Source organism: Massilia solisilvae (assembly GCF_024753215.1).
Classification (GTDB): Bacteria; Pseudomonadota; Gammaproteobacteria; order Burkholderiales; family Burkholderiaceae_D; genus Telluria; species Telluria solisilvae.
In genome coordinates this window covers 14,656-40,941 of the sequence record NZ_JANUGV010000007.1, presented here as the reverse complement: position 1 = coordinate 40,941, position 26,286 = coordinate 14,656, and the positions used below count along the sequence as shown (strand labels likewise).

General features: G+C 66.4%; 22 protein-coding genes. 7 read left to right on the top strand and 15 right to left on the bottom strand.

The genetic code is table 11. The features are described from left to right. Nucleotides 1-55 precede the first annotated feature (55 nt). The gene (locus tag NX773_RS19840; protein ID WP_258858013.1) at nucleotides 56-826 is read left to right on the top strand and encodes an exodeoxyribonuclease III; all 771 of its coding nucleotides are present in this window, start codon (nucleotides 56-58) and stop codon (nucleotides 824-826) included. A gap of 52 nt (nucleotides 827-878) precedes the next feature. Here NX773_RS19840 and NX773_RS19835 read toward each other — a convergent pair whose 3' ends face one another. Next, nucleotides 879-1,298 carry a hypothetical protein gene (locus tag NX773_RS19835; RefSeq protein WP_258858012.1) on the bottom strand — a complete coding sequence of 140 codons (420 nt, stop codon included), beginning with the start codon at nucleotides 1,296-1,298 and terminating at the stop codon, nucleotides 879-881. Nucleotides 1,299-1,539: 241 nt separating this feature from the next. Between NX773_RS19835 and NX773_RS19830 the strand changes: the two genes are divergently transcribed. Together NX773_RS19830 and NX773_RS19825 are read left to right on the top strand one after the other, a co-directional pair. Then, complete coding sequence (locus NX773_RS19830; RefSeq protein WP_258858011.1) at nucleotides 1,540-4,983, top strand: Ig-like domain-containing protein; 3,444 nt, start codon at nucleotides 1,540-1,542, stop codon at nucleotides 4,981-4,983. Nucleotides 4,984-5,148: 165 nt separating this feature from the next. Next, entirely contained in the window at nucleotides 5,149-9,375 is a 4,227-nt protein-coding gene (locus NX773_RS19825; RefSeq protein ID WP_258858010.1) for an Ig-like domain-containing protein, read from the top strand. Here the strand turns inward: NX773_RS19825 and NX773_RS19820 are convergent. The 9 genes from NX773_RS19820 to NX773_RS19780 form a co-directional block, all read right to left on the bottom strand. Then, complete coding sequence (locus NX773_RS19820; RefSeq protein WP_258858009.1) at nucleotides 9,372-10,310, bottom strand: RluA family pseudouridine synthase; 939 nt, start codon at nucleotides 10,308-10,310, stop codon at nucleotides 9,372-9,374. The two genes, NX773_RS19825 and NX773_RS19820, sit on opposite strands and share 4 nt — an antisense overlap. Next, the gene (locus NX773_RS19815; RefSeq protein WP_258858008.1) at nucleotides 10,294-11,187 is read right to left on the bottom strand and encodes a M48 family metallopeptidase; all 894 of its coding nucleotides are present in this window, start codon (nucleotides 11,185-11,187) and stop codon (nucleotides 10,294-10,296) included. Before NX773_RS19815 ends, NX773_RS19820 begins: the two co-directional genes overlap by 17 nt. Nucleotides 11,188-11,283: 96 nt before the next feature. Continuing rightward, entirely contained in the window at nucleotides 11,284-11,901 is a 618-nt protein-coding gene (metW, locus tag NX773_RS19810) for a methionine biosynthesis protein MetW (protein WP_258858007.1), read from the bottom strand. Beyond that, nucleotides 11,898-13,052, bottom strand: coding sequence for a homoserine O-succinyltransferase MetX (metX, locus tag NX773_RS19805; RefSeq protein WP_258858006.1), 1,155 nt, complete (start codon nucleotides 13,050-13,052; stop codon nucleotides 11,898-11,900). Before metX ends, metW begins: the two co-directional genes overlap by 4 nt. A gap of 105 nt (nucleotides 13,053-13,157) precedes the next feature. Continuing rightward, a complete protein-coding gene (gene ptsP, locus NX773_RS19800) occupies nucleotides 13,158-14,912 on the bottom strand; it encodes a phosphoenolpyruvate--protein phosphotransferase (RefSeq protein ID WP_258858005.1) in 1,755 nt (584 codons plus the stop codon). A 44-nt stretch (nucleotides 14,913-14,956) separates the two neighbouring features. Beyond that, entirely contained in the window at nucleotides 14,957-15,226 is a 270-nt protein-coding gene (locus NX773_RS19795; RefSeq protein ID WP_258824549.1) for an HPr family phosphocarrier protein, read from the bottom strand. Nucleotides 15,227-15,363: 137 nt separating this feature from the next. Beyond that, on the bottom strand, nucleotides 15,364-15,771 hold the full coding sequence (locus NX773_RS19790) for a PTS sugar transporter subunit IIA (protein WP_258858004.1): 408 nt from the start codon (nucleotides 15,769-15,771) through the stop codon (nucleotides 15,364-15,366). Between the two features lie 4 nt (nucleotides 15,772-15,775). Then, entirely contained in the window at nucleotides 15,776-16,720 is a 945-nt protein-coding gene (gene gshB, locus NX773_RS19785) for a glutathione synthase (protein ID WP_258858003.1), read from the bottom strand. Between the two features lie 82 nt (nucleotides 16,721-16,802). Continuing rightward, nucleotides 16,803-17,174 (bottom strand): MerR family transcriptional regulator, encoded by a 372-nt coding sequence (locus tag NX773_RS19780; RefSeq protein WP_258858002.1) that lies wholly within the window; start codon nucleotides 17,172-17,174, stop codon nucleotides 16,803-16,805. A 79-nt stretch (nucleotides 17,175-17,253) separates the two neighbouring features. Between NX773_RS19780 and NX773_RS19775 the strand changes: the two genes are divergently transcribed. Next, the gene (locus tag NX773_RS19775) at nucleotides 17,254-17,703 is read left to right on the top strand and encodes a hypothetical protein (RefSeq protein ID WP_258858001.1); all 450 of its coding nucleotides are present in this window, start codon (nucleotides 17,254-17,256) and stop codon (nucleotides 17,701-17,703) included. Nucleotides 17,704-17,736: 33 nt separating this feature from the next. Here the strand turns inward: NX773_RS19775 and gshA are convergent, their stop codons facing one another. The 4 genes from gshA to NX773_RS19755 all read right to left on the bottom strand — a co-directional run bounded on the left by gshA (nucleotide 17,737) and on the right by NX773_RS19755 (nucleotide 21,689). Beyond that, nucleotides 17,737-19,038: a glutamate--cysteine ligase gene (gene gshA / locus NX773_RS19770; protein WP_258824545.1), complete on the bottom strand. Its 1,302-nt coding sequence runs from the start codon at nucleotides 19,036-19,038 to the stop codon at nucleotides 17,737-17,739. A 145-nt stretch (nucleotides 19,039-19,183) separates the two neighbouring features. Further along, entirely contained in the window at nucleotides 19,184-20,578 is a 1,395-nt protein-coding gene (locus NX773_RS19765; RefSeq protein WP_370662270.1) for an ammonium transporter, read from the bottom strand. A 22-nt stretch (nucleotides 20,579-20,600) separates the two neighbouring features. Then, complete coding sequence (glnK, locus tag NX773_RS19760) at nucleotides 20,601-20,939, bottom strand: P-II family nitrogen regulator (RefSeq protein ID WP_258824543.1); 339 nt, start codon at nucleotides 20,937-20,939, stop codon at nucleotides 20,601-20,603. Nucleotides 20,940-20,951: 12 nt separating this feature from the next. Further along, complete coding sequence (locus tag NX773_RS19755; protein WP_258858200.1) at nucleotides 20,952-21,689, bottom strand: TorF family putative porin; 738 nt, start codon at nucleotides 21,687-21,689, stop codon at nucleotides 20,952-20,954. 239 nt (nucleotides 21,690-21,928) lie between these two features. Between NX773_RS19755 and NX773_RS19750 the strand changes: the two genes are divergently transcribed. The 3 genes from NX773_RS19750 (at nucleotide 21,929) to NX773_RS19740 (ending at nucleotide 25,085) form a co-directional block, all read left to right on the top strand. Continuing rightward, complete coding sequence (locus NX773_RS19750; protein ID WP_258857999.1) at nucleotides 21,929-22,171, top strand: accessory factor UbiK family protein; 243 nt, start codon at nucleotides 21,929-21,931, stop codon at nucleotides 22,169-22,171. A gap of 87 nt (nucleotides 22,172-22,258) precedes the next feature. Next, nucleotides 22,259-24,742 (top strand): adenosylcobalamin-dependent ribonucleoside-diphosphate reductase, encoded by a 2,484-nt coding sequence (locus NX773_RS19745; protein WP_258857998.1) that lies wholly within the window; start codon nucleotides 22,259-22,261, stop codon nucleotides 24,740-24,742. 85 nt (nucleotides 24,743-24,827) lie between these two features. Next, nucleotides 24,828-25,085: a heavy-metal-associated domain-containing protein gene (locus NX773_RS19740; RefSeq protein WP_258857997.1), complete on the top strand. Its 258-nt coding sequence runs from the start codon at nucleotides 24,828-24,830 to the stop codon at nucleotides 25,083-25,085. Nucleotides 25,086-25,237: 152 nt separating this feature from the next. Here the strand turns inward: NX773_RS19740 and NX773_RS19735 are convergent, their stop codons facing one another. Beyond that, on the bottom strand, nucleotides 25,238-26,245 hold the full coding sequence (locus NX773_RS19735; RefSeq protein ID WP_258857996.1) for an alpha/beta hydrolase-fold protein: 1,008 nt from the start codon (nucleotides 26,243-26,245) through the stop codon (nucleotides 25,238-25,240). Nucleotides 26,246-26,286 lie beyond the last annotated feature (41 nt).

Sequence of the window (26,286 nt, the reverse complement as noted above, 5' to 3'; positions counted from 1 at the left end):
GACGGGCTGTATTGTAATCTGCCAGCGCCCGGTTTGCCCCTCTTCCCCACTGCCCATGCCACGAATTATCTCCGCCAACCTCAACGGCATCCGCTCCGCCCACAAGAAGGGCTTCTTCGACTGGATGGGCAAGCAGGACGCCGATTTCATCTGCGTCCAGGAGCTCAAGGCCCAGGAGGCCGACATGACCGAGGAATTCCTCGCGCCGCACGGCTACCACGGCCACTTCCACTATGCCGAGAAGAAGGGCTATTCGGGCACCGGCGTGTACAGCCGCAGCAAGCCGGACGCCGTCCGCATCGGCTTTGGCTGCCCTGAATTCGACGCCGAAGGCCGCTACACCCGCTGCGACCTGGGCAACCTGACCGTGATCTCGGTGTACTGCCCGTCCGGCTCGTCCTCGCCCGAGCGCCAGGAAGCCAAGTTCCGTTTCATGGACGTGTTCCTGCCACACCTCTCGGAGCTCAAGGCCGAGGGCCGCGAAGTGGTGATCTGCGGCGACTGGAACATCGCGCACAAGGAAATCGACCTGAAGAACTGGAAGGGCAACCAGAAGAATTCAGGCTTCCTGCCCGAAGAACGCGCGTGGATGACGCGCATTTTCGATGAATTGGGACTGGTGGACGTGCACCGCGGGATCGACCAGCGCCCCGAGCAGTACACCTGGTGGAGCAACCGCGGCCAGGCCTGGGCCAAGAACGTGGGGTGGCGGATCGACTACCACGTGGCCACCCCGGGCATCGCGGCCAGCGCGAAAGCCGTCTCGATCTACAAGGACGAGCGCTTCTCCGACCACGCGCCGTTGATCATCGACTACCACCTCTGAGCCGCTTCGCGGCCCGCCACGGATCGATGCGCGGGCCGGGACGGCGCCGCCGTCAGGCGTCGCGTTCGTAGTAGAGGACTTCGCCGCACTCGGAACACACGACGGCGCGCACGTCGCCGCGGCTGTTCATGTTGCGCCGGTGGACCCGCGCCTCGCCGCACGAGTGGCAATGCACCTCGGAACGCGCCACCACGCACTCGGGATGGGTGCTCAGGTACCAGCTCAGGCTGTGGCTCTCCCACTCGGCGCTCTCGCGGCGGTGGTTCAGGGTGATCAGGATGAAGGCGGACACCATCACCACCGGCACCGCGCCAAATGCGCCCCACATGGCGCCGATAAAGGCTTGCTGCGCCAGCGGCCCGTCCTCGCCTGTCAGGAACAGCAGGCAGCCGACCAGCGCGCCGACCGGGATCAACCAGAATGGATGGGGTTTGACGGACGGCGGGTCCGTTTTGTTGCTCGGTACAGTCATCTCGTTCCTTTCGATGTAGGAAGATTTGTTGCCTGGGCCTTGCTTTGACATCAACATAGCAGCTCTGCCGTCGGCACGCAACGCTGTTCGATGCTGCACCGCAGTGATGAGCGCCGCTATCACCCCCTGCCGGGGGGATTCGCTCCCTGACCTCTTTCCCGGGGCCAATTTTCCGGGTTAAATGGCTCGTTCAAATACTACAAGCCCGGCGCCGCCGAACACGAGCGCTGCCCAGCATGCCATGACCCGACCGACTTCCTTCCTTTCCGGCCCGTTCGCCGCGAGCGCGCCGCAGCCCGGCGTCCTTTTGATGCAGGGCAGCAGCCGTTCTTCCGCGGACATCGCGTTCCCGGTGCCCATTTTCGGCGGCGCGACCCCGACCGGGGTGCCGGACCACATGAGCATCGACCTGGTGTTCAGCACGGCGATGGCGCTCGGCCCGGGCGCGATCTGGATCACGGACGGGGCAGTGCAGACGGTGGTCGATCGCGGCACCGGCCTGCCGACGATGCGGATCATTGGCGCGACCGACACCAAGCAGGTGGCAGCGAGCAGCGTGCATTTCAGCGGCAACCATGTGGTCATCGACGGCTGGGACCTGCAACCGCACCACACCTACAGCGTGGTGATGGCGCCAGGGGCGCTCGCCTCGGCCAGCGGCAACGTCTTCGGCACGCTCAATCCCGGCATGGCGCGCTTTGACACCGGCGCCGCGGTGGACCGCTCCGCGCCCACCCTGGTCTCGATGAACCTGAGCAGTTCGATGCTGCGCAGCGGCGCCCCGGCCACGCTGACCATCAAGTTTTCGGAAGCGGTCCCCGACTTCAACGCATCGATGGTGACCACGCCGAACGCAGTGCTCACCAACCTGCAGTCCGACGACAAGATCACCTGGACGGCAACGCTCGCGGCGGCGGACCTGAACGTCGAAACCAGCGCCAACGTCGGCATCAACATGATCAACCTGCACGACACGGCGGGCAACGCGGGGATTCCCACGAGCCTCTCGGCCAGCTACCAGGTTGACACCAAAGCGCCTGCGCTGCCGTCGATCCAGCTCACCGGCAGTGTGCTCGACGGCGCGCACACGATCGGCCTGACGCTGGTGTTCACCGAACCGGTGCAGGCGCTGCCCGCCGCGGCGATCAACGCGCCGCACGCCACCGTCAGCGCGCTGGCGACCAGCGACAACGGCCGCACCTGGACGGCCACCCTGTCGGCGGCCGACACGACGCCCAGCACCGGCAACCAGGTCAGCGTGGACCTGGGCAAGGTGCTCGATATCGCCGGCAACGCCGGCAGCGGCAGCGTGTCCAGCAGCGCCAGCTACGCCATCGCCACCGCGCCCACCGGCGGGCTCACGGCCACCGTGGTCCTTTCCGGCGCCACCATCCTGCGCGCCGGCGGCGCCGCGCCGACCGTCACCATCACCTTCTCGGAAGCCGTATCCAGCATCGACCCCGGCGCGGTCTCCACGCCCTTCGCCCAGCTGCGCGACCTGCATCCGCTCGATGCCTCGGGGACGACCTGGTCGGCCACGCTGGCGCCACACGCCGACGGCATCTATGTACCAACCAATGCGGTCTCGATCGACATGGCGCGCGTGACCAGCACCGCCAACCACACCGGCAGCGGCACCGCCAGTTCCGGGAACTATGCGGTTGACACCATCGTCACCGCCTGGCTCGCGCCGACCGTGGCCATCAACGACACCGGCTTGAGCAACAGCGACTACGTCACCAACGACAGCCGACTGAACCTGAAAGGCGGCGTCATTGGCTTGTCCGGCTTTGGCGAGCCCCCAAGCGGCACCTCGGTCAAGGTCATGCTGGACGGCGTGGACGCCAGCGCCTCGCTCTCGTTCAACTACGAGACCCAGCAGTACACCTGGTCCGCCTTCAAGTCCACCGTGCTCGCCGAGGGCACGCACCAGGTCACGGCCTGGCTGCAGGACGCCACCGGGCACCACAGCGCGGAAGTGAGCCAGGTGTTCACGATCGATTCCACGCTTCCGTCGCTGGCCGGCCCGGCCACGGGCGCCAGCCAGGATGCGTCTTCCCCGCTGGTCTTCAACTTCAGCGAGCCGGTGTATCTCGACCCCAGCGTCGCCTCCACCGCGCTGCAACTGGAGAACCTGAGCGCCTACGCCGGCATCGCCAGCATCACCATCGACGAGCGCAACTTCTCGGCCGACCACAGGACGCTGAGCATCTCGCCCGACGCGCTGCGGCTGGCCGGCGGCAGCACCTACCGCCTCACGCTGCCGGGCGCGGTGATGATGGACCGGGCCGGCAACCTGCTGCCATCGAGCTCGGTCGAGATCAAGGCTAGTGGCACCTATACCGACACCACCGCGCCGTCGGCGCTGCGCGCGGATGGCCTCACCAGCAGCGGCTGGCCAGGCAAGAGCTACCCGGCCGGCACCGTGATCGACATCGCCGTCCTGTTCGACGAGCCGGTGCGCGTGGTGTCGGGCCAGACGCCGTCGCTGGCGCTCAATACCGGTGGCACGGCCACCTTCAAGAGCGCAAGCAGCGACGGCAAGACGCTCCACTTCGGTTACACGGTCGGCGCCGCCGACGCCGACACGCCCAAGCTCGACATCGCCGACGCCAGCGGCCTGGCGGGCAAGATCGAAGACCTGGCCGGCAACAAACTCGACGCGTCCCACATCCAGGTCACGCCGCTGAACCTGGAATGGAACATCGCGGTGGACACCCACGCCCCGGCCGCGCTCAACACGCCGTCCCTCTACAGCTACAGCGACCACGGCATCTCGCACAGCGACCGCCTGACCAACGATGCGACCCCGACCCTGACCGGCACCGGCGCCGAGCCGGACGCGCGCGAGATCCAGCTCTACGAGGGCAGCAGCAAGATCGGCGGCGGCTACGCCAATGCCGACGGCACCTGGTTCGCCGACGTGTTCGATTCGAAGGCGCTGTCCGACGGCGTGCACACGCTGTCCGTCCTGCAGATGGACCAGGCCGGCAACCTGAGCCCGCTGTCGGCCACGGTGCAGGTCACGATCGACACGGTGGCCCCGGCCAGCGTGCTGGCCGCCCCCGCGCTGGACCCGAGCAGCGACACCGGCGTCTCGAACAGCGACCACATCACGCGCGACACCACGCCCACGCTGACCGGCACCGCGGCGCCTAACAGCCTGGTGCGCATCTACCTGCTGCAGTCCACCCCGGCGCTGATGGGCGAAGGCGTGGCCGACGCCAGCGGCAAGTGGAGCATCACGTCCAGGGACCTGGTGGTGGGCAGCACCTATCAGTACGTGGCGCGTCAGTGTGACGACGCCGGCAACGAAGGGCCCGATTCCCCGGCGCTGACGATCACAACGGATACCAATGGCCCCGCCCTGTCCAGCTCGACCGCATCCGTGGCCTCGGGTGCGGCCTTCATCCTGAAGTTCAACGAACGGATCGATGTCGCCTCCGTGGGCGCGCTGACGCTGTACGACTCGGCCAACCATGTGGTCGCGACCTATGCCGCCGGCGCCAACTGGAGCGTGGGCAGCGACGGCTCGCACGACATCTCGGTGTTCCAGATCGACGGCCTGGCCAACGGCGCCTACAAGCTGCACGCCGAATCCAGCCAGGCGGCCGACCTGGCCGGCAACGTGTCGCTGGTCGGCCTGCCGGACCTGGTCTTCACCGTCGGGCCGCCCACGACCTGACGGGGCGGCTTTGCAGTCGCCCCCATGCAACAAGGAAACAAAAAGTTAGTTCCCTCGGGAAAATGTTGCTGTTTTGTTTGTTATCATCCCGCTATTCAGGTTCGCCCGTAGCGGGCTCCGTGCCACCGTTTAGCTGCCGGCCGCCTCCGGGCCGGGCATCCCATCATGACCACATACTCGAGCGTGCCTCCTCTCCTGACCGACATCGTCCACGTCACGGGCAGCCCCGGCCACCTGCGCCTGGACCTGAGCTTTTCGACCGGCATGGCGCGCGGCAGTGGCAGCATCTTCATCACCGACGGCGCCGCCCAAAACGTGATCGACCGCGCCACCGGCCTGCCGACGATGCGCATCGTCGGCGCGACGGTCATGCGCGAGGTGCCGGTGGGCAGCGTGACGATCGACGGCAACCACGTGTACATCGACGGACTCGACCTGCCGGGCGGGCACAGCTACAGCGTGCTGATGGGGCCGGGCGTGCTGCTGTCCAGCTCACAATTCCCGTTTGCCGGCCTGAGCAACCCGGGCCGGACCGCGTTCACGATATCGAACGCCGACACCATGCCGCCCTCGATCGTTTCGACCTGGTTCGAGCCGGCCCTGAACGCGGCTAACAGCGGCACCATGAGCATCACCTTTTCCGAATCGGTGCCCACGCTCGATGCCGCCGCCTTCACCACGCCCAACGCGGTGATCACCAACCTGCACCCGGTGGACGCCAGCCGCACCACCTGGCAGGCGACGGTGACTGCCGCCGCCAACGTGCAGGGCACCAGCAACGTGGCATCGCTGGACATGACGCAGGTGAAGGACGCCGCCCTGAACGCCGGGACCGGCGTTGCCAACATCGGCACCTACCTGTCGGACAGCGTGATCCCCACGCTGCCGAAACTGGCGTTCAGCGGCATCTCGCCGGTGATGAGCAAGACCGGCGCAAGTGCCACGCTCACCTTTTCCGAAGCGGTGAACCTGAGCATGGAGGCGCTGTCGGCGACCTATGCCAACATCACCTCGCTCACCACCTCCGATGGCGGCGTGAACTGGACGGTCGGGCTGTCCCCGATGAGCGGCACGACCCAGACCGGCAACCTGAAGATCAACCTGGGGCGCGTGCAGGACATGGCCGGCAATTTCGGCGCCGGTATCGCCACGTCCGGGGCCTACAGCGTCGACACGCAGGGTCCGTCGGTGTCCGGCATTGTGCTGGACGGCTCGGCGATCAGCCCGACGCACAGCGTGACGCTGACGATCACGTTCTCGGAAGCGGTGAAAAACCCGGCCGCGGCGATCACGACGCCCCACGCAAACCTCACCAGCCTGCACAGCGATGACGGCGGCGTGACCTGGGTAGCCACGCTCACGCCGGCCAGCAGCGACACCGGCAACAACTTCGTCAACATCGATGCAGCGAACCTGCAGGACCTGTACGGCAACGCCGGCATGGGCACGGTCACCAGCACGACCGGCTACAGCGTCGATGCCAACACCGCGCCGGTGGGCCACGCCACCGTCGCGCTCAGCGGCTCCAAACTGGTCTGGGGCGGCAGCATCGGCGTGACCATCGGCTTCGAGGTGGCGGTAAGCAGCATCGATGCCGACGCGATCAGCGCCCAGAACGCGACGATCGAGAACCTGCACGCCTCGGCGGACGGCAAGACCTGGTACGCCACACTCAAGCCGGCTGCCGGCGGCACGCTGGAGGCGACCAATACGGTGAGCCTGAACCTGGCCAAGGTTCACCCGGCCGACGCATCGGCGTTCAGCGGCACCGCGGTCTCGACCGGCTACGCGGTGGACACCACCGTCACCACGCTGCTGTCCCCGGACCTGGTGATCGACGATACCGGGCCGGACGCGCACGACTACATCACACACGACGCGCAAACGCTGGTCGGTGGCTACTTCGTCGGCACCCTGGGCGCCGACCAGTCGGTCCAGCTGCGCATCGACGGTGTGGCCATCGCACAGGACCAGATCTCGATTGAACGCGGCGCCACCTCGAGCTGGAGCTACAAGGTGAGCACGCCGCTGTCGGACGGCAGCCATGTCATCGAAGCGAACGTGATCGACAACAACGGCCATGCCAGCGCCGCCGTGAGCCGCACCATCACCGTCGAAACCACCGCGCCGGTACCGACGCTGGTGGCGCCCGTCGAGGGCACCCTGTACGACCCCGGCATGCCGCTCGTGATCACCTTCAACGAGAAGATGTACTGGCACGCCAGCACGACGGAGTACCGCAATGACCAGGTCGTGCTCGAAGGTGCGGACGGCTCCGAGGTGTTCGTGACCATCGGCGCAAGCAACCTGTCGGCGGACGGCAAGACGCTGACGATCGGCGCGGCCGACGCCAAGCTGGTCTCGGGCCTGGGCTATACGCTCTACCTGCCCGGCACGCTCACCGACATCGCCGGCAACATGGCGCCCGACCATCCGCTCGAGTTCCACACTTCGGGCGTGTATGTGGACACGCTTGCGCCGCACGCGACCCGCGCCTGGCTATTCACGGGCTCCCACGATTCGTACGGCGCGGGCTCGACGATCCACATCGGGGTGACGTTCAGCGAGCCGATGAAGCTGGCCGCCGGCGCGACCCCGTCGCTCGGCCTGAGCAGCAACGGCCGGGCGAGCCTTCTCGGGTTGACCGAAGGTGGTACGTACGCCGTGTTCGAGTACACGGTCGGCGCCTCTGACGTCAACGGCGAACTCAAGCTGTCCAGCACGGCCGACCTGGTCACCGGCCTGACCGACCTGGCAGGCAATGCGCTGGTTGCGTCGAACATCGACTTCACGCAATTCGACCTGCTCGGCGGTACCGCCGTGATCGACACGGTCGCGCCCACCGCACCCGGCAAGCCCACCCTCGACCCGGCGGACGACACAGGCACCGCGGGAGACAACATCACCTCCAAGACCATCGTCACACTGCACGGCGACAAGGTCGAACCGGGCAACGAAGTCGAGCTTTATGACGGCGAACGGTGGGCTGGCTTCACGACGGCCGATGCGAGCGGCAACTGGTCGATCACGACATCGCTCACCGTCGGCATGCACAACCTGATGGCCACGCAGATCGACGCTGCGCAGAACGAGAGCCCCTGGTCGGCCGGGCTGGAGCTGAACATCATCAGCAGCGCCGTCGCAACGCCCCCCGCGCCGGCGCTGGCCACGGCGAGCGACAGCGGGGTGCACGGCGACGCCATCACCAACATCGCGTCGCCGACCATCAGCGGGACCGGCAGCCTGCCCAATGCGAAGATCGAGCTGTTCGACGGCACCACCCGTGTGGGCAGCGCCACCGCCAACGCCGACGGCTTGTGGAGCCTGGCGCTGTCGAGCCTGACCGAAGGCATGCACGATCTCGCAGTGCGCCAGACCGACGGCTCCAACAACACCAGCGCCCTGTCCGAAGCGCTGGCGCTGAACATCGACCTCTCCGCCGAGCAGCCATACGCACCGGTGCTCAATAGCGCAACCGACAGCGGCACCACGGGCGACAACCTCACCAACGCGACCAATCCAATCCTGATGGGCATGGGTTGCGAGCAAGGCGCAAAGGTCGAGCTGTTCGACGGCACCACCTCGGTCGCCGCCGCCGTCGCCGACGAGATGGGCGACTGGACCATCACGCTCGCCTCGATTACCGAAGGCCTGCACAACTTTACGGTGCGCCAGACGGACCTGGCCGGCAATGTGAGCGTCGCCTCGGACGTCCTGGCCCTGACCATCGACCGCACCGCGCCCGCCGCACTGACCGGGCTGGCGCTGTCCGCAAGCAGCGACTCCGGGGTGTCGAACACCGACCATATCACCAACGTCAAAAAGCCCGTCATCACGGGCGGCGGCGCGGTGCCCGGGATGCGGGTCGACCTGTACGATGGGGCCGAAAAAGTGGGAACCGGGACGGCGGACAGCAGCGGCAATTTCAGCATTGCCCCGTGGGGCGACCTGCTGGACGGGAACCATGCGCTCAGCGCCCGCCAGGTAGATGCGGCCGGCAATGCCAGCGCGGCGTCCGGCAGCGTCGCGGTCACGATCGACGCCACGGCGCCAGCGGTGGCCAGCTGGACAAGCTCGGTCACGGGCAGCGGATTCCAGCTGGTGTTCAGCGAGCTGGTGGACCACGGCGCGCTTGGCACCGGCACGCTGTGGGACAACTCGAACAATGCCTCCGACGCCCATGCCAACGACCCCAGCAACTGGGGCACGACGACGCTGAACAACCACGACGTGTCGGTCCTCACGCTACATCCAAGCAAATCGGGCAAGCTGTCGCTGGACCTGAGCGGCGTCACCGACGCGGCCGGCAATCACGTGGCGGCGACCACGATCGACTTCCCGTTCGACGTGATCACGGCCCAGATCTACCTCGGGCCTTCGGTCCTGTACTAAGGCCAGTCGAGCGCGCGCTCGCTGGCGAACTCGCGGGGTTCGCCAGTGAGCGGGTCGTCGAACGCGATCGCGCGCGCCAGCAGCTGCAAGGGCGCCGAGAAATCGTCGCCCTTGCATGGCAGCGCGACGGGATAGAACGCATCGTTCAGGATCGGCGCGCCGAGCGAGGCCATGTGCAGCCGCAACTGGTGCTTGCGACCGGTGTGCGGGTGCAGACGGTAGCGCGCCACCTGGCCGCGCTGCTCGATCAGTTCCACCAGCGTCTCCGAATTCGGCTCGCCGGCCTCCTCCTTCATCACGAAGAACTTCTCGCCATCGACCATGCGGCTGCGGTAGGTGAACGGGAATGCGCGGCCGGCGATCGGCGCGGCCAGCGCTTCATACACCTTGCGGATCGCACGCTTCTGGAACAGCGACTGGTACTTGCCGCGCGTGGCGGGGTTGTGCGAGAAGATGACAACGCCGGCGGTCTCGCGGTCCAGACGGTGGATCGGCGTCAGGTGCGGCAAGTCGTACTGGCGCTTCAGGCGCACCAGCAGCGTCTCGTGCAAGAAGCGCCCGGTCGGGATGGTCGGCAGGAAGTGCGGCTTGTCCGCCACCAACAGGTGCTCGTCCTGGAACAGCACCTTTTCCTCGAACGGGATGGGCGTCTCGGGCTCCTCCAGCTCGCGGTAGTACCAGATGCGCATGCACTGGCGCACGTGGCTGTCCGCCGCCAGCGCCCTGCCCTGCGCGTCCACCACTTCGCCACGCGCCAGGCGCGCCGCCCAGCTCTCGGGCGACACATCCGGGAAGCGCTCCGCCAAAAAGCGCAGCATGCCGCCGGCCAGCGTCTCGGTGATCCACAGGTAGCTTGGTGCTACGCCATCCTTGATCGGCAGCGGCACGAAGGCGTTGGCCTGGGCCTGGTGTCCCCGCCTAACGAAGCGCGACATTGCTGCGGTACGGCGGCAGCTTGTCCACGGTGGTGCCCTTGGTGCGGGCGTACAGCGGAAGCAGCACGTTCATGTGGTCCTGGATCTGGGCGATGCGCTCGCTGCCCAGCGGGTGGGTGGAGAGCAGCTCGATCGGCGCGCGCTGGTTCTGCGCCGCCATCTTCTGCCACAGCGAGATGCCGGCGCGCGGATCGAAGCCGGCGCGGGCGGCCAGGTCCAGGCCAACGAGGTCTGCCTCGCGCTCGTCGTTGCGCGAGAATTTGAGCACCAGCAGCTGGCCGGCCGCGTTGGTGGCGGTGCTGGTGATGTTGGGGTCGATGCCCAGCCACGCCGACAGGGCAGCCCCGCCGAGCCGCGCGCCCAGCGAAGTCAGTCCGGACTTGCCGGCCTGTTCCAGTCCGTGCTCGCGCAGCGCGTGCGCCATCTCGTGCCCCATCACCGCCGCGATCTCGTCATCGGTGAGCTTGAGCTTGTCGATGATCCCGCTGAAAAAGGCGATCCGCCCGCCCGGCATGCAGAAGGCGTTGACCTGGTCCGACTCCAGCAAGTTGACCTGCCAGTTCCAGCCGGACGCCTCCCGGTTCCAGCGCGGGGCGAACGGGATGATGCGCTGGGCGATGGCGCGCAGCCGCCGGGCCTCGGGGTCGCCGGCCGGCACCAGCGCGCCCTTTTCGCGCGCGGTCGAGATCAGGCCTGAATACTCCTGCGCCGCCTGCTGGTTAAGCTGCTCCTCGGAAATGAGGACATGCCAGTATTTGTTGATAGGACGTAAGGTAATGCCGTCCTGCACCTCCTGCTGCTGCGGCTGGGCCGCCGGAACGGACCCGACGCTGGCGCACAGCACCAGCAGCATGGCAACGCGTTTCAATCGTTTCATTTTCTATCCACAAGACCGTTATTGGCGGCCCCGTCCTCGCGGCGCTATGATCGTTTCGACAATCATAAACCCAAGCGGGCCGCAGCCGGCGCAGCCTCAGGCGGCAGCGCGCGACTTCTTGCGCAGCCTGAACACCGCCAGGCTGCCGCGCAGGTTGGGCAGGAAGTGCACCGGCGCGCCATCGGCCAGCGCCACGCATTCGAGCACCTCCAGGCCGCATTCCTCGGCCAGCTCCTGAAAGTCGTAAATGGTCGCGCAGCGCACGTTGGGGGTGTCGTACCACTGGTACGGCAGCGAACGCGACACCGGCATGCGGCCCTTGAGCAGCGCCACGCGGTGCGGCCAATAGGCGAAGTTCGGGAACGAGACGATCGCCTCGTGGCCGACCCGCACGATCTCGCGCAGCAGCGCTTCGACCTGCTGCATCATCTGCAGCGAGGACAGGCACAGCACGGTGTCGAAGGAATTGTCGCCAAACAGGCCAAGGCCCTGCTCCATGTCGTGCTGGATCACGTTGATGCCGCGTCTGGCGCTTTCGAGCACCTTGTCGTCCGCGATCTCGATGCCGTAACCGGTGCAGCGCTTGGCCTGCTCCAGGTAGCGCAGCATGGCGCCGTCGCCGCAGCCCACGTCGAGCACGTGCGCGCCTTCGCGCACCCAGTGCGAGATGAACGCCAGGTCCGGGCGGATGAGGGTAGTCTGTTGCGTGCTCATGCCGCCTCCTTTGCTGCGCATTCGCCCCAGATGCGGTCGTAGTAAGCCCGCACCACGTTCATGTAGCGCGGGTCCTCGAGCAGGAACGCGTCGTGGCCGTGCGGCGCGTCGATTTCGGCGTAGGTCACGCGGCGGCGATTATCGACCAGCGCCTGCACGATCTCGCGGCTGCGCTCGGGCGAAAAGCGCCAGTCGGTGGTGAACGAGGCAATCAGGAACTGGGCCCGCGTGCCGGCCAGCGCCTTCGTCAGGTCGCCGCCGTATTCGCGCGCCGGGTCGAAGTAGTCGAGCGCCTTGGTGATGAGCAGGTAGGTGTTGGCGTCGAAGTACTCGGAGAACTTGTCGCCCTGGTAGCGCAGGTAGGACTCGATCTCGAAGTCGATGCCGAAGTCGAACTTGTAGTCGTTCGTTTCGGCCGCGTTGCGCAGCTTGCGGCCGAATTTTTCCGCCATGTCGTCGTTCGACAGGTAGGTGATGTGGCCGATCATGCGCGCGACCTTCAGGCCGTTCTTCGGCACCACGCCGTGTTCGTAGAAGTCGCCGCCGTGGTAGTCGGGGTCGGTCAGGATCGCCTGGCGCGCCACGTCATTGAACGCGATATTCTGCGCCGACAGCTTGGGCGTGGACGCGATCACGATGCAGTGGCGCAGCCGCTCGGGGAACATGATGGACCAGGTGAGCGCCTGCATGCCGCCCAGCGAGCCGCCCATCACCGCGGCGAACTGTTCGATGCCCAGCCGCTCGGCCAGGCGCGCCTGCGCCGCCACCCAGTCCTCCACCGTCAGCAGCGGGAACGCCGCGCCGTAGGGCTTGCCGGTGGCCGGATTGGTGTGCATCGGGCCGGTCGAGCCGAAGCACGAGCCCAGGTTGTTCACGCCGATGACGAAGAAGCGGTCGGTGTCCACCGACTTGCCGGGGCCGACCATGTTGTCCCACCAGCCGGCGCTTTTCGGGTTGTCCGCGTAGGTGCCGGCGACGTGGTGCGAGGCGTTGAGCGCATGGCAGATCAGCACCGCGTTCGACTTGTCGGCGTTGAGCGTGCCGTAGGTTTCGTACATCAGGGTGTAGTCGCTGATCTGGGCGCCGCTTTGCAGGCGCAGCGGTTCAGCGAAGTGCATCGACTGAGGCGTGACGTTTCCGAGTGATCCCATCTGAGACTTCTTTGTTGTTGTAGGGTGGGCAGATTTCTGCCCACGCGTTCAATCCACACATGCGCCGCCTGCACGCGTGGGCGGGAGACCCGCCCACCCTACGATTTACATGGTTTGCAGCTGCTCCACCGCCTGCGCGATTTCGGCAGGCTCCATCGAGCGCAGGATTCTGCGCGTGACAGGCGCAATCGCCTTCAGGTCGCTGTTGAGGATTTCCTGCTTGACCGCGAGCAGCTGGGCCGGATGCATCGAGAATTCGCGCAGGCCCATGCCCAGCAGCAGGCGGGTGAGCTTGACGTCGCCCGCCATCTCGCCGCACACGGCCACGTCCTTGCCGGCCTTCTTGCCGGCGTCGATGGTCATCGCGATCAGCTGGAGCACGGCAGGGTGCAGCGGATTGTACAGGTGCGCCACTTCGTAGTCGACCCGGTCGATGGCCAGCGTGTACTGGATCAGGTCGTTGGTCCCGATCGACAGGAAGTCCAGCCGCTTGATGAACATCGGCAGCGCCAGCGCGGCGGCCGGGATCTCGATCATCGCGCCCACTTCGACGGCGGGGTCGAACTTGACGTTTTCATCAAGCAGCGTGGCCTTGGCCTGCTTGAGCATCGCCAGCGACTGGTCGATCTCGAACGCGTGCGCCAGCATCGGGATCAGGATGCGCACCTTGCCATAGGCGGACGCCCGCAGGATCGCGCGCAGCTGGGTCAGGAACATCTGCGGCTCGGCCAGGCAGTAGCGGATCGCGCGCAGGCCCAGCGCCGGGTTGAGCGCATTGTGCTCGGTCGGGTCGAGCGGCTTGTCGGCGCCGATGTCGAGGGTGCGGATGGTGACCGGCCGCCCCTTCATCGCCAGCACCGCCTTGCGGTACTGCTCGAACTGCTCGTCCTCGCTCGGCATCTTGTGCTGCTGGCCGGCGCGGCCCATGAACAGGAATTCGGAGCGGAACAGGCCCACGCCGGTGGCCCCGGCTTCGAGCGCGGCCGGGCAGTCGTCCGGCAGCTCGATGTTGGCCAGCAGGGTCACCGGGGTGCCGTCGCGCGTGACGGCCGGCGTCTTCTTCAGCTTGAGCAGGCGCTTGCGCGCCTTGAGCAGCGCGGCCTGGCGCGCCCGGTACTGTTCCAGCACCAGCGGGCTCGGGTTGCAGATCACCACGCCGGCGTCGCCGTCGATGATGACCCAGTCGTCCTGCTCGATCAGGCGCGAGGCCTGCGACAGGCCGACCGCGGCCGGGATGTCGAGGCTGCGCGCCACGATCGCGGTGTGCGAGTTCTGGCCGCCGACGTCGGTGACGAAGCCGATGAACGAGCGGTCGCGGAAGGCCAGCATGTCCGCCGGCGAAATATCGTGCGCCACCACGATCATCTGCGGCCGGTAGCTGTCGTCGTCCTCGCGCGACGGCGGCATCGGCAGCGCGGTGCCCATCAACACCTTGAGCACGCGCTCGGCCACTTGCTGGATGTCGTGCTTGCGCTCGCGCAGGTACTCGTCCTCGATCTCGTCGAACTGCGAGGACAGCTCGTCGATCTGGGTGACGAGCGCCCATTCGGCGTTGTAGTGGCGGGTGCGGATGATGTCGAGCGGCGCCTCCGAGATCATCGGATCGGACAGGATCAGCGCATGCACGTCGATGAAGGCGCCCAGCTCGGTGGGGGCGTCCTTGGGCAGGTCGGTCCACAGCGCTTCCAGGTCGCGGTGCACCTGCGCGATCGCGTCCTGCAGGCGCTGCACCTCGGCTTCGACCTGTTCTTCCGGCACCAGGTAGTGCTTGACCTCGAGCGCGGCCGGCGTGAGCAGGTGCGCGCGGCCGATCGAAATGCCGCGCGAGACCGGTATGCCGTGGAGCGTGAACGATGCCATTGGTGGTCTCGTCTGAAGTCGGCCCTGGCCCGGTTCGTAAGGCATTACTCGCCTTCGCCGAATTTGTCGTTGACGAGCGCGGCCAGCGCCTGTACTGCCTCTTGTTCGTCCGGGCCTTCGGCCTCGAGGGTGACTTTCGCGCCCTTGCCCGCGGCCAGCATCATCACGCCCATGATCGACTTGGCGTTGATGCGGCGCGCGTTACGGGTGAGCCAGACGTCGCTCTGGAACTTGGCGGCCAGCTGGGTGAACTTGGCGGAGGCCCGGGCATGCAGGCCCAGCTTGTTGATAATCTCGAGTTCCTGTTGAATCATCTTGTCGTTGTGTTGTTCTAGAACTTACCCGCCTTACTTCAACCCGGTTTTCGTATCTAAAAATCATCCGGCTTTGCCGGGGATTTTTAGCTAATGGTTTCCAAACAAACGTAGGGGTTCACTTTTGTTTGACGTGTTCAATCCGGCCCGACGCGCACCCGGTTGTCGATTTTAACGGCGCCATTCTGCGCGCCGGCCAGCGCCATCTCGGCCACCACATCGAGCGAGTCGCGGCGGTAGGTGATCGCGCGCAGCAGCATCGGCAGGCTGATCCCGGCGATGACCTCGACATGGCCCGCGTCGGCCAGCGCATTGCAGCAGTTGCACGGCGTGCCGCCCTTGATGTCGGTGATCACCAGCACGCCATCGCCGTCATCCAGGCGCGCGATGGCACGCCGGGCCAGCGCGTTGACCTCGGTCAGGTCCTGGTCCGCGGTCACGTCGATCGCCTCGAAGCGCTCGGTCGGTCCGCGAAATACGTGCGCGACCGCCGCAATGAATGCCTGGCCCAGCGGCGCGTGGGTCAGCAGGAGGATGCCTACCATGGTCTCAAGTCTTCAAAGCCTGCTCGACCGCGTCGATGAACATCGCGGCTACGTCAAAACCGCTCTGGTCGGTGATCTCCTGGAAGCAAGTCGGGCTCGTCACGTTCACTTCCGTCAGGAAATCGCCAATCACATCTAATCCTACCAGCAACAGGCCACGCTCGACCAGAACTGGACCGAGCGCCTCGGCAATTTCACGGTCGCGGCTGGACAAGGGCTGGGCCACGCCGGTGCCGCCCGCGGCCAGGTTGCCGCGCACTTCGCCGGCTTGCGGGATGCGCGCCAGCGCGAACGGCACAGGTTTGCCGCCGATGACCAGCACCCGCTTGTCACCCTTGACGATCTCGGGAATGTACTTTTGCACCATGATGGTGCGCTTTCCTTCGAGGGTCAGCGTTTCAATGACCGAACCCAGGTTCATGCCGTCGGCCTTGACGCGGAAGATGCCCGAGCCGCCCATGCCGTCGAGCGGCTTGAAGATCACGTCGCCATGCTCGGCGTGGAACTCGCGCAGGCGGGTGGCGCTCTGCGTGACCAGGGTCGGCGCGGTGAACTCGGGGAACTGCGCAATCGTCAGCTTTTCGTTGTGGTTGCGGATCGCGGCCGGCTTGTTGAACACGCGCGCGCCCTGGCGCTCGGCCACTTCCAGCAGATAGGTGCCGTACACGTATTCCATGTCGAACGGCGGGTCCTTGCGCTGGATGATCGCGTCAAACGACGACAGCGGCACCGATTCGCCGGGCGCGGCGCGGTACCAGTCGTCGAGCTCGCCGGTCAGCGTGATCTTTGCGACCTCGGCCGTGGCGATGCCTTGCTCGAGCGCCATGTCGTGCTGCTCGAAGGCGTAGATCTCGTGGCCGCGTTTGGCGGCCTCGCGCATCATCGCGAAGGTCGAATCCTTGTAGGTTTTAAAGCTGGACAGCGGATCGGCGAGAAAAGCGATTTTCATGGGCGGTTCCATTGGATGAATGCCCAGATTTTAGCCGGAAACGGTGAAGGCCGCCGGGTTGGCGGGTTTGGGTCGGCAGGGCTCACGCGGCCTTTTCTGCCTGCAGCGGGCAGGCGGCCATGGGTTCCTCAAGCCGGCGCGCAAGGTCGGCGCGCAGGTCCGCCAGTGCCGCGATGCGCGTGTCGATTTCAGCCACCTTGCGGCGCAGCGCCTCGCGCAGCTCGGCGCCGGCCTGTTCGGGGTTGGCCAGCAGGGGCAGCCCTGCCTCGATTTCGGCCAACGTGAACCCCAGCGTTTGCGCCATGCGCACGTAGCGCAGCCAGTCGGCGGCCTCGGGCGGATAGTCGCGGTAGCCGTTGCCGCGCCGGCGCGCGCTGAGCAGGCCACGCTTTTCATAGAAACGCAGGGTATCGCGGGAGAGGCCGGTTGCCAGCGCCAGTTCGCCGATTTGCATGTCCATCCTACAAAGTGCTTGACCCTTGAGTGTACTCCACGGTTGACGATGGGCGTCCCGTTTCTTGAAGAGGATACCCATGACACCGATTCCCCTGCCCACCTTCATCCGCATCGTGCGCGCCAGCGCCTGGTACGACATCGTGGTGACAGCCCTGTTTGCCACGCCCTGGACCTTCGCCCTCGCGCACGAGGCGATGTCGGCCACCAACCAGGCGCTGGGCGGCCAGGCGCTGCCGCCGTTCGGGACCCTGCAGGTCCTGATTGCCTGCCTGATGGGGTCGGTGGTGCTGGTGTGGTCGGTGCTGCGGCTGGTGGAACCGTCGGTGCGCCTGGGCCGCTTCGACGGCACCGCGCGCTTTTTGTTCTCCACCTGGATGGCGTGGGCGCTGATGAACACCGGTGCGCCCTTCCTGTGGCTGTTGCTGGTGCCCGAGTTCGCGTGGGGCGTGGTGCAGTGGTGGCCGGTGGCGCACGTAGGGGGGGCGGGTCCCCCGCCCACGCGTTCAATCGACGCGCGCGCTGCCTGAACGCGTGGGCAGCCAAGCTGCCCACCCTACGGATCAATAGACTTCGGGGTTGGGGTCGGTACGCTCCAGCTCCAGCGACGCCGCCAGCAAGGCCAGGCGCGCCACCACGCCGTACACGTAGAACCGGTTCGGCGCGGCCGTGCCCGGCTTGGCCTTCAGGTCCGGCACGGCGTGCTGCTGCGCGAACGCCAGCGGCACGAACTGCGAGCCCGGCGCGTTCAGGTTCTGGTCCACGCCGCGCTCGGCATGCACGCGGTAGAAGCCGCCCACCACGTAGCGGTCGATCATGTACACCACCGGCTCGGCCACCTTGTCCTCGATCGACTCGAAGGTCGGCACGCCTTCCTGGATCATCACGTCGGTCACCTGCACGCCGTCCTTGATGACCGACATCTTGTTGCGCTGCTTGCGGTTCAGGTCGCGCACTTCGCTGGCGTCCTTGACGGTCATGATGCCCATGCCGTAGGTGCCCGCGTCCGGCTTGACGATGACGAAGGGCTTTTGCTCCTTCATCCCGTATTCCTTGTACTTCTTCTTGATCTTCGACAGCAGCATCGACACGTTGTCGGCCAGGCAGTCGAGTCCCTGGTCTTCCTGGAAATTGACCTCGCCGCACTTGGCATGCAGCGGGTTGACCAGCCACGGGTCGATATCGATCAGCTTGCCGAACTTCTTGGCCACCTCGTCGAAGGCCTTGAAGTGGTTGCTCTTGCGCCGCACCGCCCAGCCGGCGTGCACCGGCGGCAGCAACGCCTGTTCGTGGATGTTCTCCAGGATCGGCGGCACGCCGGCCGACAGGTCGTTGTTGAGCAGGATGGTGCACGGGTCGAAGTCGGCCAGCCCCACGCGGCGGCCGTTGCTCGATCGCACCAGCGGCTCGACCACCAGCATGTTCCCGTCCGGCAGCGCCAGCGGCGTCGGCTGGGTGATTTCCGGCGACAGCGAGCCCAGCCGCACATGCAGGCCGGTCTGACGGAAGATCTGCATCAGGCGCTGCACGTTTTGCAGGTAGAACGGGTTGCGGGTGTGGCTTTCCGGGATCAGGAGCAGGTTGCGCGCGTCCGGGCAATACTTGTCGATCGCCGCCATCGCCGCCTGCACCGCCAGCGGCAGCATCTCGGTGGCCAGGTTGTTGAAGCCGCCGGGGAACAGGTTGGTATCCACCGGGGCCAGCTTGTAGCCGGCATTGCGCAGGTCCACCGAGCAGTAGAACGGCGGGGTGTGCTCCTGCCATTCCAGGCGGAACCAGCGCTCGATGGCCGGGGTGGCCTCGAGGATTTTCTTTTCCAGGTCGAGCAGGGGACCGTTCAGGGCGGTGACGAGGTGCGGAACCATGAATGTAGCGTCCTTAGTTTGGCTTCTTTATAAGTATGGTAAGGATACATCGGGGCGCGTCATCCGTTTTTAAAGGCCGTGCTGTTGGAAGGGACAAAAAAAGGCGCCCGAAGGCGCCTTTCCGGTCAGCTATACCCCCGTTTTATCACGAGTGATACGCCGATTCTCCATGGCTGGTGATATCCAGCCCTTCTCGCTCCTGCTCTTCCGGTACCCGCAGGCCGACCGTCAGGTCAACCAGCTTGTACGCAATGAGTGCCACCACCGTGGACCACACGATGGTGGTCAGCACGGCCTGGGCCTGGACCCACACCTGCGCGCCGATCGAATACGCATCGGCGGACATCTTGTTGGTCACGTAATCGAAAATCCCCTGCCCGCCCAGCCCCGGCGAAGCGAACACGCCGGTCAGCAGCGCGCCCAGGATGCCGCCCACGCCGTGCACGCCGAACACGTCGAGCGAGTCGTCGGCCCCCAGCATGCGCTTCAGGCCGTTGACGCCCCACAGGCACACCAGGCCGGCCACCAGGCCGATGACCAGGCCGCCCATCGGGCCGACAAAACCGCAGGCCGGGGTGATCGCCACCAGCCCTGCCACCGCGCCCGAGGCGGCGCCCAGCATCGACGGCTTGCCCTTGAAGACCCACTCGCCCAGCAGCCAGGACACGGCAGCGGCAGCGGTGGCCAGCATCGTGTTGACGAAGGCCAGCGCGGCCACGTCGCCCGCTTCCAGCGCCGAACCGGCGTTAAAGCCGAACCAGCCGATCCACAGCAGCGAAGCGCCGATCATGGTCATGGTCAGCGAATGCGGCGCCATGTGCTCACGGCCGTAGCCGATGCGCTTGCCCACCACGAAGGCGCCCACCAGGCCGGCCACCGCGGCGTTGATGTGCACCACCGTGCCGCCGGCAAAGTCGAGCGCGCCCTTCTGCCACAGCCAGCCGGCCTGCGAGGTGGCCTTGGCCAGGCTGTTGGCGTCGGTGATCGCGTCCGGCCCCGGCCAGAACCAGACCATGTGCGCGATCGGCAGGTAGCCGAAGGTGAACCACAGCACGGAGAACAGCAGCACCGCCGAGAAGCGCATGCGCTCGGCAAACGAGCCGACGATCAGGCCGCAGGTGATGGCCGCGAAGGTACCCTGGAACGCGACGAAAACGAACTCGGGAATCGCCACGCCCTTGCTGAAGGTGGCCGCCGTCGCGAAGGTAGCGGTGGACGGATCCCAGATGCCGCGCAGCAGCGCGCGGTCGAGGCCACCGATGAAGGCGTTGCCTTCGGTGAAGGCGAGCGAATAGCCGTACAGGTACCACAGCACGGTGATGACCGAAAAGATCATGAAGACCTGCAGCAACACCGACAGCATGTTCTTGGCGCGCACCAGGCCGCCGTAGAACAAGGCCAGGCCAGGGATCGACATCATCGCCACCAGCAAGGTGGCGACGAGCATCCAGGCGGTGTCGCCCTTGTTGACGACGGGGGCGGCAGCCCAGGCGGGCAAAGCGGTGCCGAGCGCGCAGGCGGCAGCCAGCACGCGGGTCATGGTTCGTTTCATGGCGTTCCTTTCAGAGTGCGTCGTTGCCGGTCTCGCCGGTACGGATACGGATGACCTGTTCGAGGCTGGCGACGAAAATCTTGCCGTCACCGATCTTGCCGGTGCGCGCAGCGGTTTCGATCACCTCGATCACCTGGTCGAGGATGGCGTCGTCCACCGCCGCCTCGATCTTGATCTTGGGGAGGAAGTCGACCACGTACTCGGCGCCGCGGTACAGCTCGGTGTGGCCCTTCTGGCGGCCAAAGCCCTTCACCTCGGTCACGGTCATGCCGTGCACGTTGATGGCCGACAGCGCTTCACGCACCTCGTCCAGCTTGAAGGGCTTGATGATCGCTGTGATCATTTTCATGACTTACCTCTTTCAAAAAGTTTTGGTTAAGGACGCGACCACGCCCGAGCGTCCCAGGCTGCGGCCATCCGGCGCCACGTAGGCGCTGGTGTTGGTCTTGACCCAGGCCAGGCCGACGGTGGCCCAGCCGAAGTCGCGCGCCAGGCCCACCTTGTAGTCGGTGTACGAGAGCGCATCGTTGTTGTGCACCTGCTGGCGGCCGACGTGCAGCTGCAGCGTTACCGCCTGCCAGCCGGTATCGATGTTCGCGCCCAGGTCCCAGTAGCCGCTCTGCTTGCTGTCGGCGGTGCCGAACAGGTTGGTCAGGCTGCGCGAGTACTTCAGGTAGCCCGGGCCGTAGCCAAGCTGGCCGTAAAGCTCGAAGGTGTTGGCGTTCGGGTGCAGGCCATTGTTCGGATAGAAGTAATAGAGGCCGCCCACGTCGTAGCTCACGCCGCCGCCCAGCTCGCCGCGCTTGCCGCCGTACAGGTCCCATTCGACGCTGCCCGAGCCGCCCAGGTCGCCGGTCCAGTGGATCGTCGACAGCCAGGTGCCGGCGTACAGCCCGGTCGGGGTGTGCGTGTAGTCGGCGCCGCCCTGCAGCGCCGGGTCCAGCCGCGACTGCGAAATGCCGCGGTAACGGTAGTCGCTGACCACGGCCGCGTTGTAGCTCACCTGGTGCTCGGCCGCGGGCTGTTCCTGCGCCTGCGCCATCGGGACGATCCAATTGCATGCGGCCAGCGCCAGCGCGGCCGTGACTGCTTGTTTCATTTTCATGACATCCCCTTCGTGAACGAACATCCTGTTGCGGGTTACAATCGAACTGCACGCCTGTCCTTCATCTAGCAGGATGCGTGCCATGTCCCAAGAACCGTGCCGTGCTTGCTTTTTGAGCGAGCACGCACCAAATGGGTTTCAGGATTTCGCTGCCCGCGCCGCGCGGGCGCACCAACAGGCGGCAGCCGCACCGCGCCGGTGCAGCCGCCTACTTCGCCAGGAACAGAAACGGAATGAATACTTTCTTTAACGACTTGCAGGACAAGCTCAACCAGGCTTTCGAGAACTCGCCCGCCAAGGACATCGAGCGCAACGTCAAGGCCATGATGACCCAGGGCTTTTCCAAGCTGGACCTGGTCACGCGCGAGGAATTCGACATCCAGGCCCAGGTGCTGGCCAAGACCCGGGCCAAACTCGAGCTGCTGGAAGCGCGTGTGGCAGAGCTGGAGGCACGCCTGACTGCACAGGCTTCTTAAACTAGTTTAAGGCGTCGTTTCCAGCATTCATGGATAGTCTGTTCGTTTGGCCCATAAGGCCAGAACAGTCAATTAGGACCGCTAGGCATGAATGCAAACGACAAGATGATCAGCACGTCACAGATGGCCCCCCAGGAGGTGTCGCTCGATGTGCTGCGCGAAAAATACGCCAAGGGCACTGAACAAACCGTCGCCGACGTGCGCGCGCGCGTGGCCAACGCGCTGGCCGCCCTTGAACCGGAAGCGCTGCGCGAGGACCTCGAGCAGCGCTTCCTGTGGGCGCAGGAACAAGGCTTCGTCCCGGCCGGCCGCATCAATTCCGCGGTCGGCATGGGCATCAAGGCCACCCTCATCAACTGCTTCGTGCAGCCGGTGGGCGACTCGATCACCGGTGCCGAGGATGGCCTGCCCGGCATCTACACCGCCCTCTCCGAAGCGGCCGAAACCATGCGCCGCGGTGGCGGCGTCGGCTACGACTTCTCCGCCATTCGCCCGTTCGGCAGCAAGGTGCGCGGCACCCAGTCGCGCGCCTCGGGCCCGGTCTCGTACATGGAAGTGTTCGACTCGTCCTGCAAGACGGTCGAATCGGCCGGCGCGCGCCGCGGCGCCCAGATGGGCGTGCTGCGCATCGACCACCCCGACGTGGAAGCCTTCGTCGCCGCCAAAGACAACGGCGCCTTCTCCAACTTCAACCTGTCCGTGGGCGTCACCGACGCCTTCATGCAGGCGGTGCAGGCGGACGCGCCGTTCGACCTGGTGCACGCGGCCGAGCCCAGCATTGATCAGATCGCGGCCGGCGCATGGCAGCGCGACGACGGCGTCTGGGTGTACCGCCAGCTGCGCGCGCGCGAGCTGTGGGACCGCATCATCCAGTCCACCTACGACCACGCCGAACCGGGCGTGCTGTTCATCGACCGCATGAACGCGGAGAACAACCTGTGGTACTGCGAGACCCTGCGCGCCACCAACCCGTGCGGCGAGCAGCCCCTGCCCGCTTACGGCTGCTGCGACCTGGGCTCGCTGAACCTGACCATGTTCGTGGACGACCCGTTCACGCCGCAGGCCAGCTTCGACTTCGAGCGCATGCGCGAAGTGGCCGCGGTGGCGGTGCGCATGCTCGACCTGGTGCTGGACGCGACCGAATGGCCGCTGCCGCAGCAGGCCGAAGAAGCGCAGGCCAAGCGCCGCATCGGCCTGGGCTTCCTTGGCCTTGGCAGCGCGCTGGTGATGCTCGGCCTGCGCTACGACGCGGACGAAGGCCGCGCGCTGGCCGCCCGCATCGCGGTCGAGCTGCGCGACGCCGCCTACGCCGCCTCGATCGAGCTGGCCCGCGAAAAAGGCCCGTTCCCGAAATTCGACGCCGAGCGCTACCTGCAAGGCCAGTTCACCGGGCGCCTGCCGGAGTCGCTGCGCACGGCCATCCGCGAGCACGGCATCCGCAACTCGCACCTGCTGTCGATCGCGCCCACCGGCACCATTTCGCTTGCCTTCGCCGACAACGCCTCGAACGGCATCGAGCCGGCGTTCTCGTGGACCTACCATCGCAAGAAGCGCCAGCCGGACGGCTCGACCCGCACCTACGAGGTGGCCGACCACGCCTGGCGCCTGTACCGCCAGCTCGGCCACGACGTGACCGACGACGCCAGGCTGCCGCCGCAGTTCGTCACCGCGCTGCAGATGCGCGCCATCGACCACCTGCAGATGATGGAGGCGGTGCAGCCCTTCGTCGATACCGCGATCTCGAAGACCGTCAACGTGCCGGCGGATTACCCGTACGAGGACTTCCGCGACCTGTACACCGAGGCCTGGCGCGCCGGGCTGAAGGGCCTGGCCACCTACCGCCCCAATTCGGTGATCGGCAGCGTGCTGTCGGCCACGCCCGAGCCGGAAAAGGTCAAGGCGCCGGACGACGACCCGCTGCGCAAGCGCTTCGAGCGGCGCCCGCTGGGCGAGCTCGAGTCGGTGACCTCGAAGATCGAATACTCGACCCAGGAAGGCAAGAAGTCGGTGTACCTGACGGTGAGCTTCATCCGCGCCGAGGGCGTGTACGACGGCCAGCAAGTGGCCATCGAGCGGCCGTTCGACTTCTTCATGCCGACCAACCAGCGCAGCGACGGCCAGCAGTGGATCACCGCATCGATGCGGATGCTGTCGATGGTCGCGCGCGCCGGCAGCCCGATCGCCAAGGCGCTGGCCGACATGCGCGAAGTCGTGTGGGAAAAAGGCCCGGTACGCTGCGGCTACCTGACGCGCGACGACGGCACCCAGGTGCCGGTGTACCACGACTCGGAAGTGGCAGCGATCGCCTTCATGCTGCAGCGGATCCTGATCCGGCGCGGCTTCCTGGACGCCTACGGCCATCAGGTGCCGGTGCCGGTGCTGGCCAAGCGCTTTGCCGAGCGCGTCTGCTGCTCGCACGAGACCATGCCGCAGCCGGTGGCCACGACCGTGGAAGGCGTGGCGCCCAACGCCTCGGGCGCCAAGTGCCCGGAGTGCGGCGCGCGCGCGCTGCGCAAGATTGACGGCTGCACCCGCTGCACCGAATGCCACTACGTGGGCGGCTGCGGCTGACCTGGCACGCGGGCCCGGCCCGCGTGTCCCCTACGAATTTGATCGCGCGGATGACGCGCTGTTTTTGAACCCAGGAGCAAGAAGCATGATTCACCAGAACCTTCAGCTGGCAACGGCACTCGACGCTGCCGGCGCTGCCGCAGTCAACCAGGCGCTCGGCGCCATCGCGGGCGTGAGCCAGGTCGGCGCCAGCGGCGGCACCAACCGGGTTGCCGTCGCCTTTGACGACAACACCACCTCGGCGCAGGAAATCGCGGCCGTGCTGGCACGCGCCGGCTATCCGCTGCGCGAAGCGCCGAAAACCGGCGGCTGCTGCGGCGGCTGTGGCGGCGGCGGGCACTGATTGCCATAGCTTCCAGCAGATCCCCGCCCTGGCGGGGATTTTTTTTGTAGGGTGGGCAGGTTCTCCTGCCCACGCGTTCAGCGCCCGGGCGCACCGTGGCATCGCGTGCGCAAGTTGAACGCGTGGGCGGGAGACCCGCCCACCCTACCGTGTCACGCCAGCGCGCGCGCCAGATAGGGAAGAAACCGGTCCATCCGGTAGTCGACGTCGAGGTGCTCGTCGTCGAACTCCTCGTGCACGTGATGGATGCCAAGCCGGGCCAGTTCCTGGCTCAGGCGGCGCGCGCCGAAATGCAGGAAGTACTGGTCGCGCCAGCCGCAATCGATCCACAGACCGCGCGCCTGGCGCAATGCGACCGCATGGTGTTGCACTGCCAGCACCGGGTCATGGCGCAGCCAGTTGGCCCAGCGCGCTTGGTCGAAGCGCGCAGTGTGCGGGTCGCACGGCAGGCTGGCGAAACGGTATGCCGACGGGTCCGGGTCATAGGTGGCCGCCAGCGCAAGGTGCATGCGGCAGCCGCGCTCCTGCGGTGTCACCTTGTCCGCGCTCTCGAAGTGCGCAAAAAAGCGCTCGACCGAATGATCGAAGCGCTCGAGCACGTTCAGCGCCGCATAGATGCCTGGCTTGTAGACGATCTCGAAATCCATGTCGCCTGAGGTGCAGCCCGCCGCCGACCAGAAGCCCGGATACAGCATCAGGTGCCACAGCGCGCCAAAGCCGCCGGATGATTTGCCGAACAGGCCGCGCCGGCCAGCGCCGCCGCAGCCGAAGCGCTGCTCGACGAACGGCACCACCTCCTGCACCAGATAGTCGGCATAGCGGCCGGTGGCTTCGCTGTTGATGTACTGGTTGCCGCCGAGCGCGGTCATGCAGTCGGCGAACACCACCACCGCCGGCGCCATCGCCCCCTGGCCGATCAGGCGGTCGAGCCGCTCGGGGACGTTCTCGCCGATGTTCTTGCGTGCGACGTGGTCCGGCCCGCAGCTGTTAAAGCCCGGCAGGTCGGCCAGCAAGGGCGCCGGGCCGGATTCGTACCCGGGCGGGGTGTACACGTACAGCTCGCGCAGGTGCGGGTCGCCCAGCGGGTTCTCGCGCAGGACGTGGCTGTCGAAGAGGAAGCGGTGGACGGTGCCTTGGGCGAATTGGCTGGTACGGCGCATACACGTGTGCAGGTTCAGGAACCGCCAACGCGGCGGTTCCT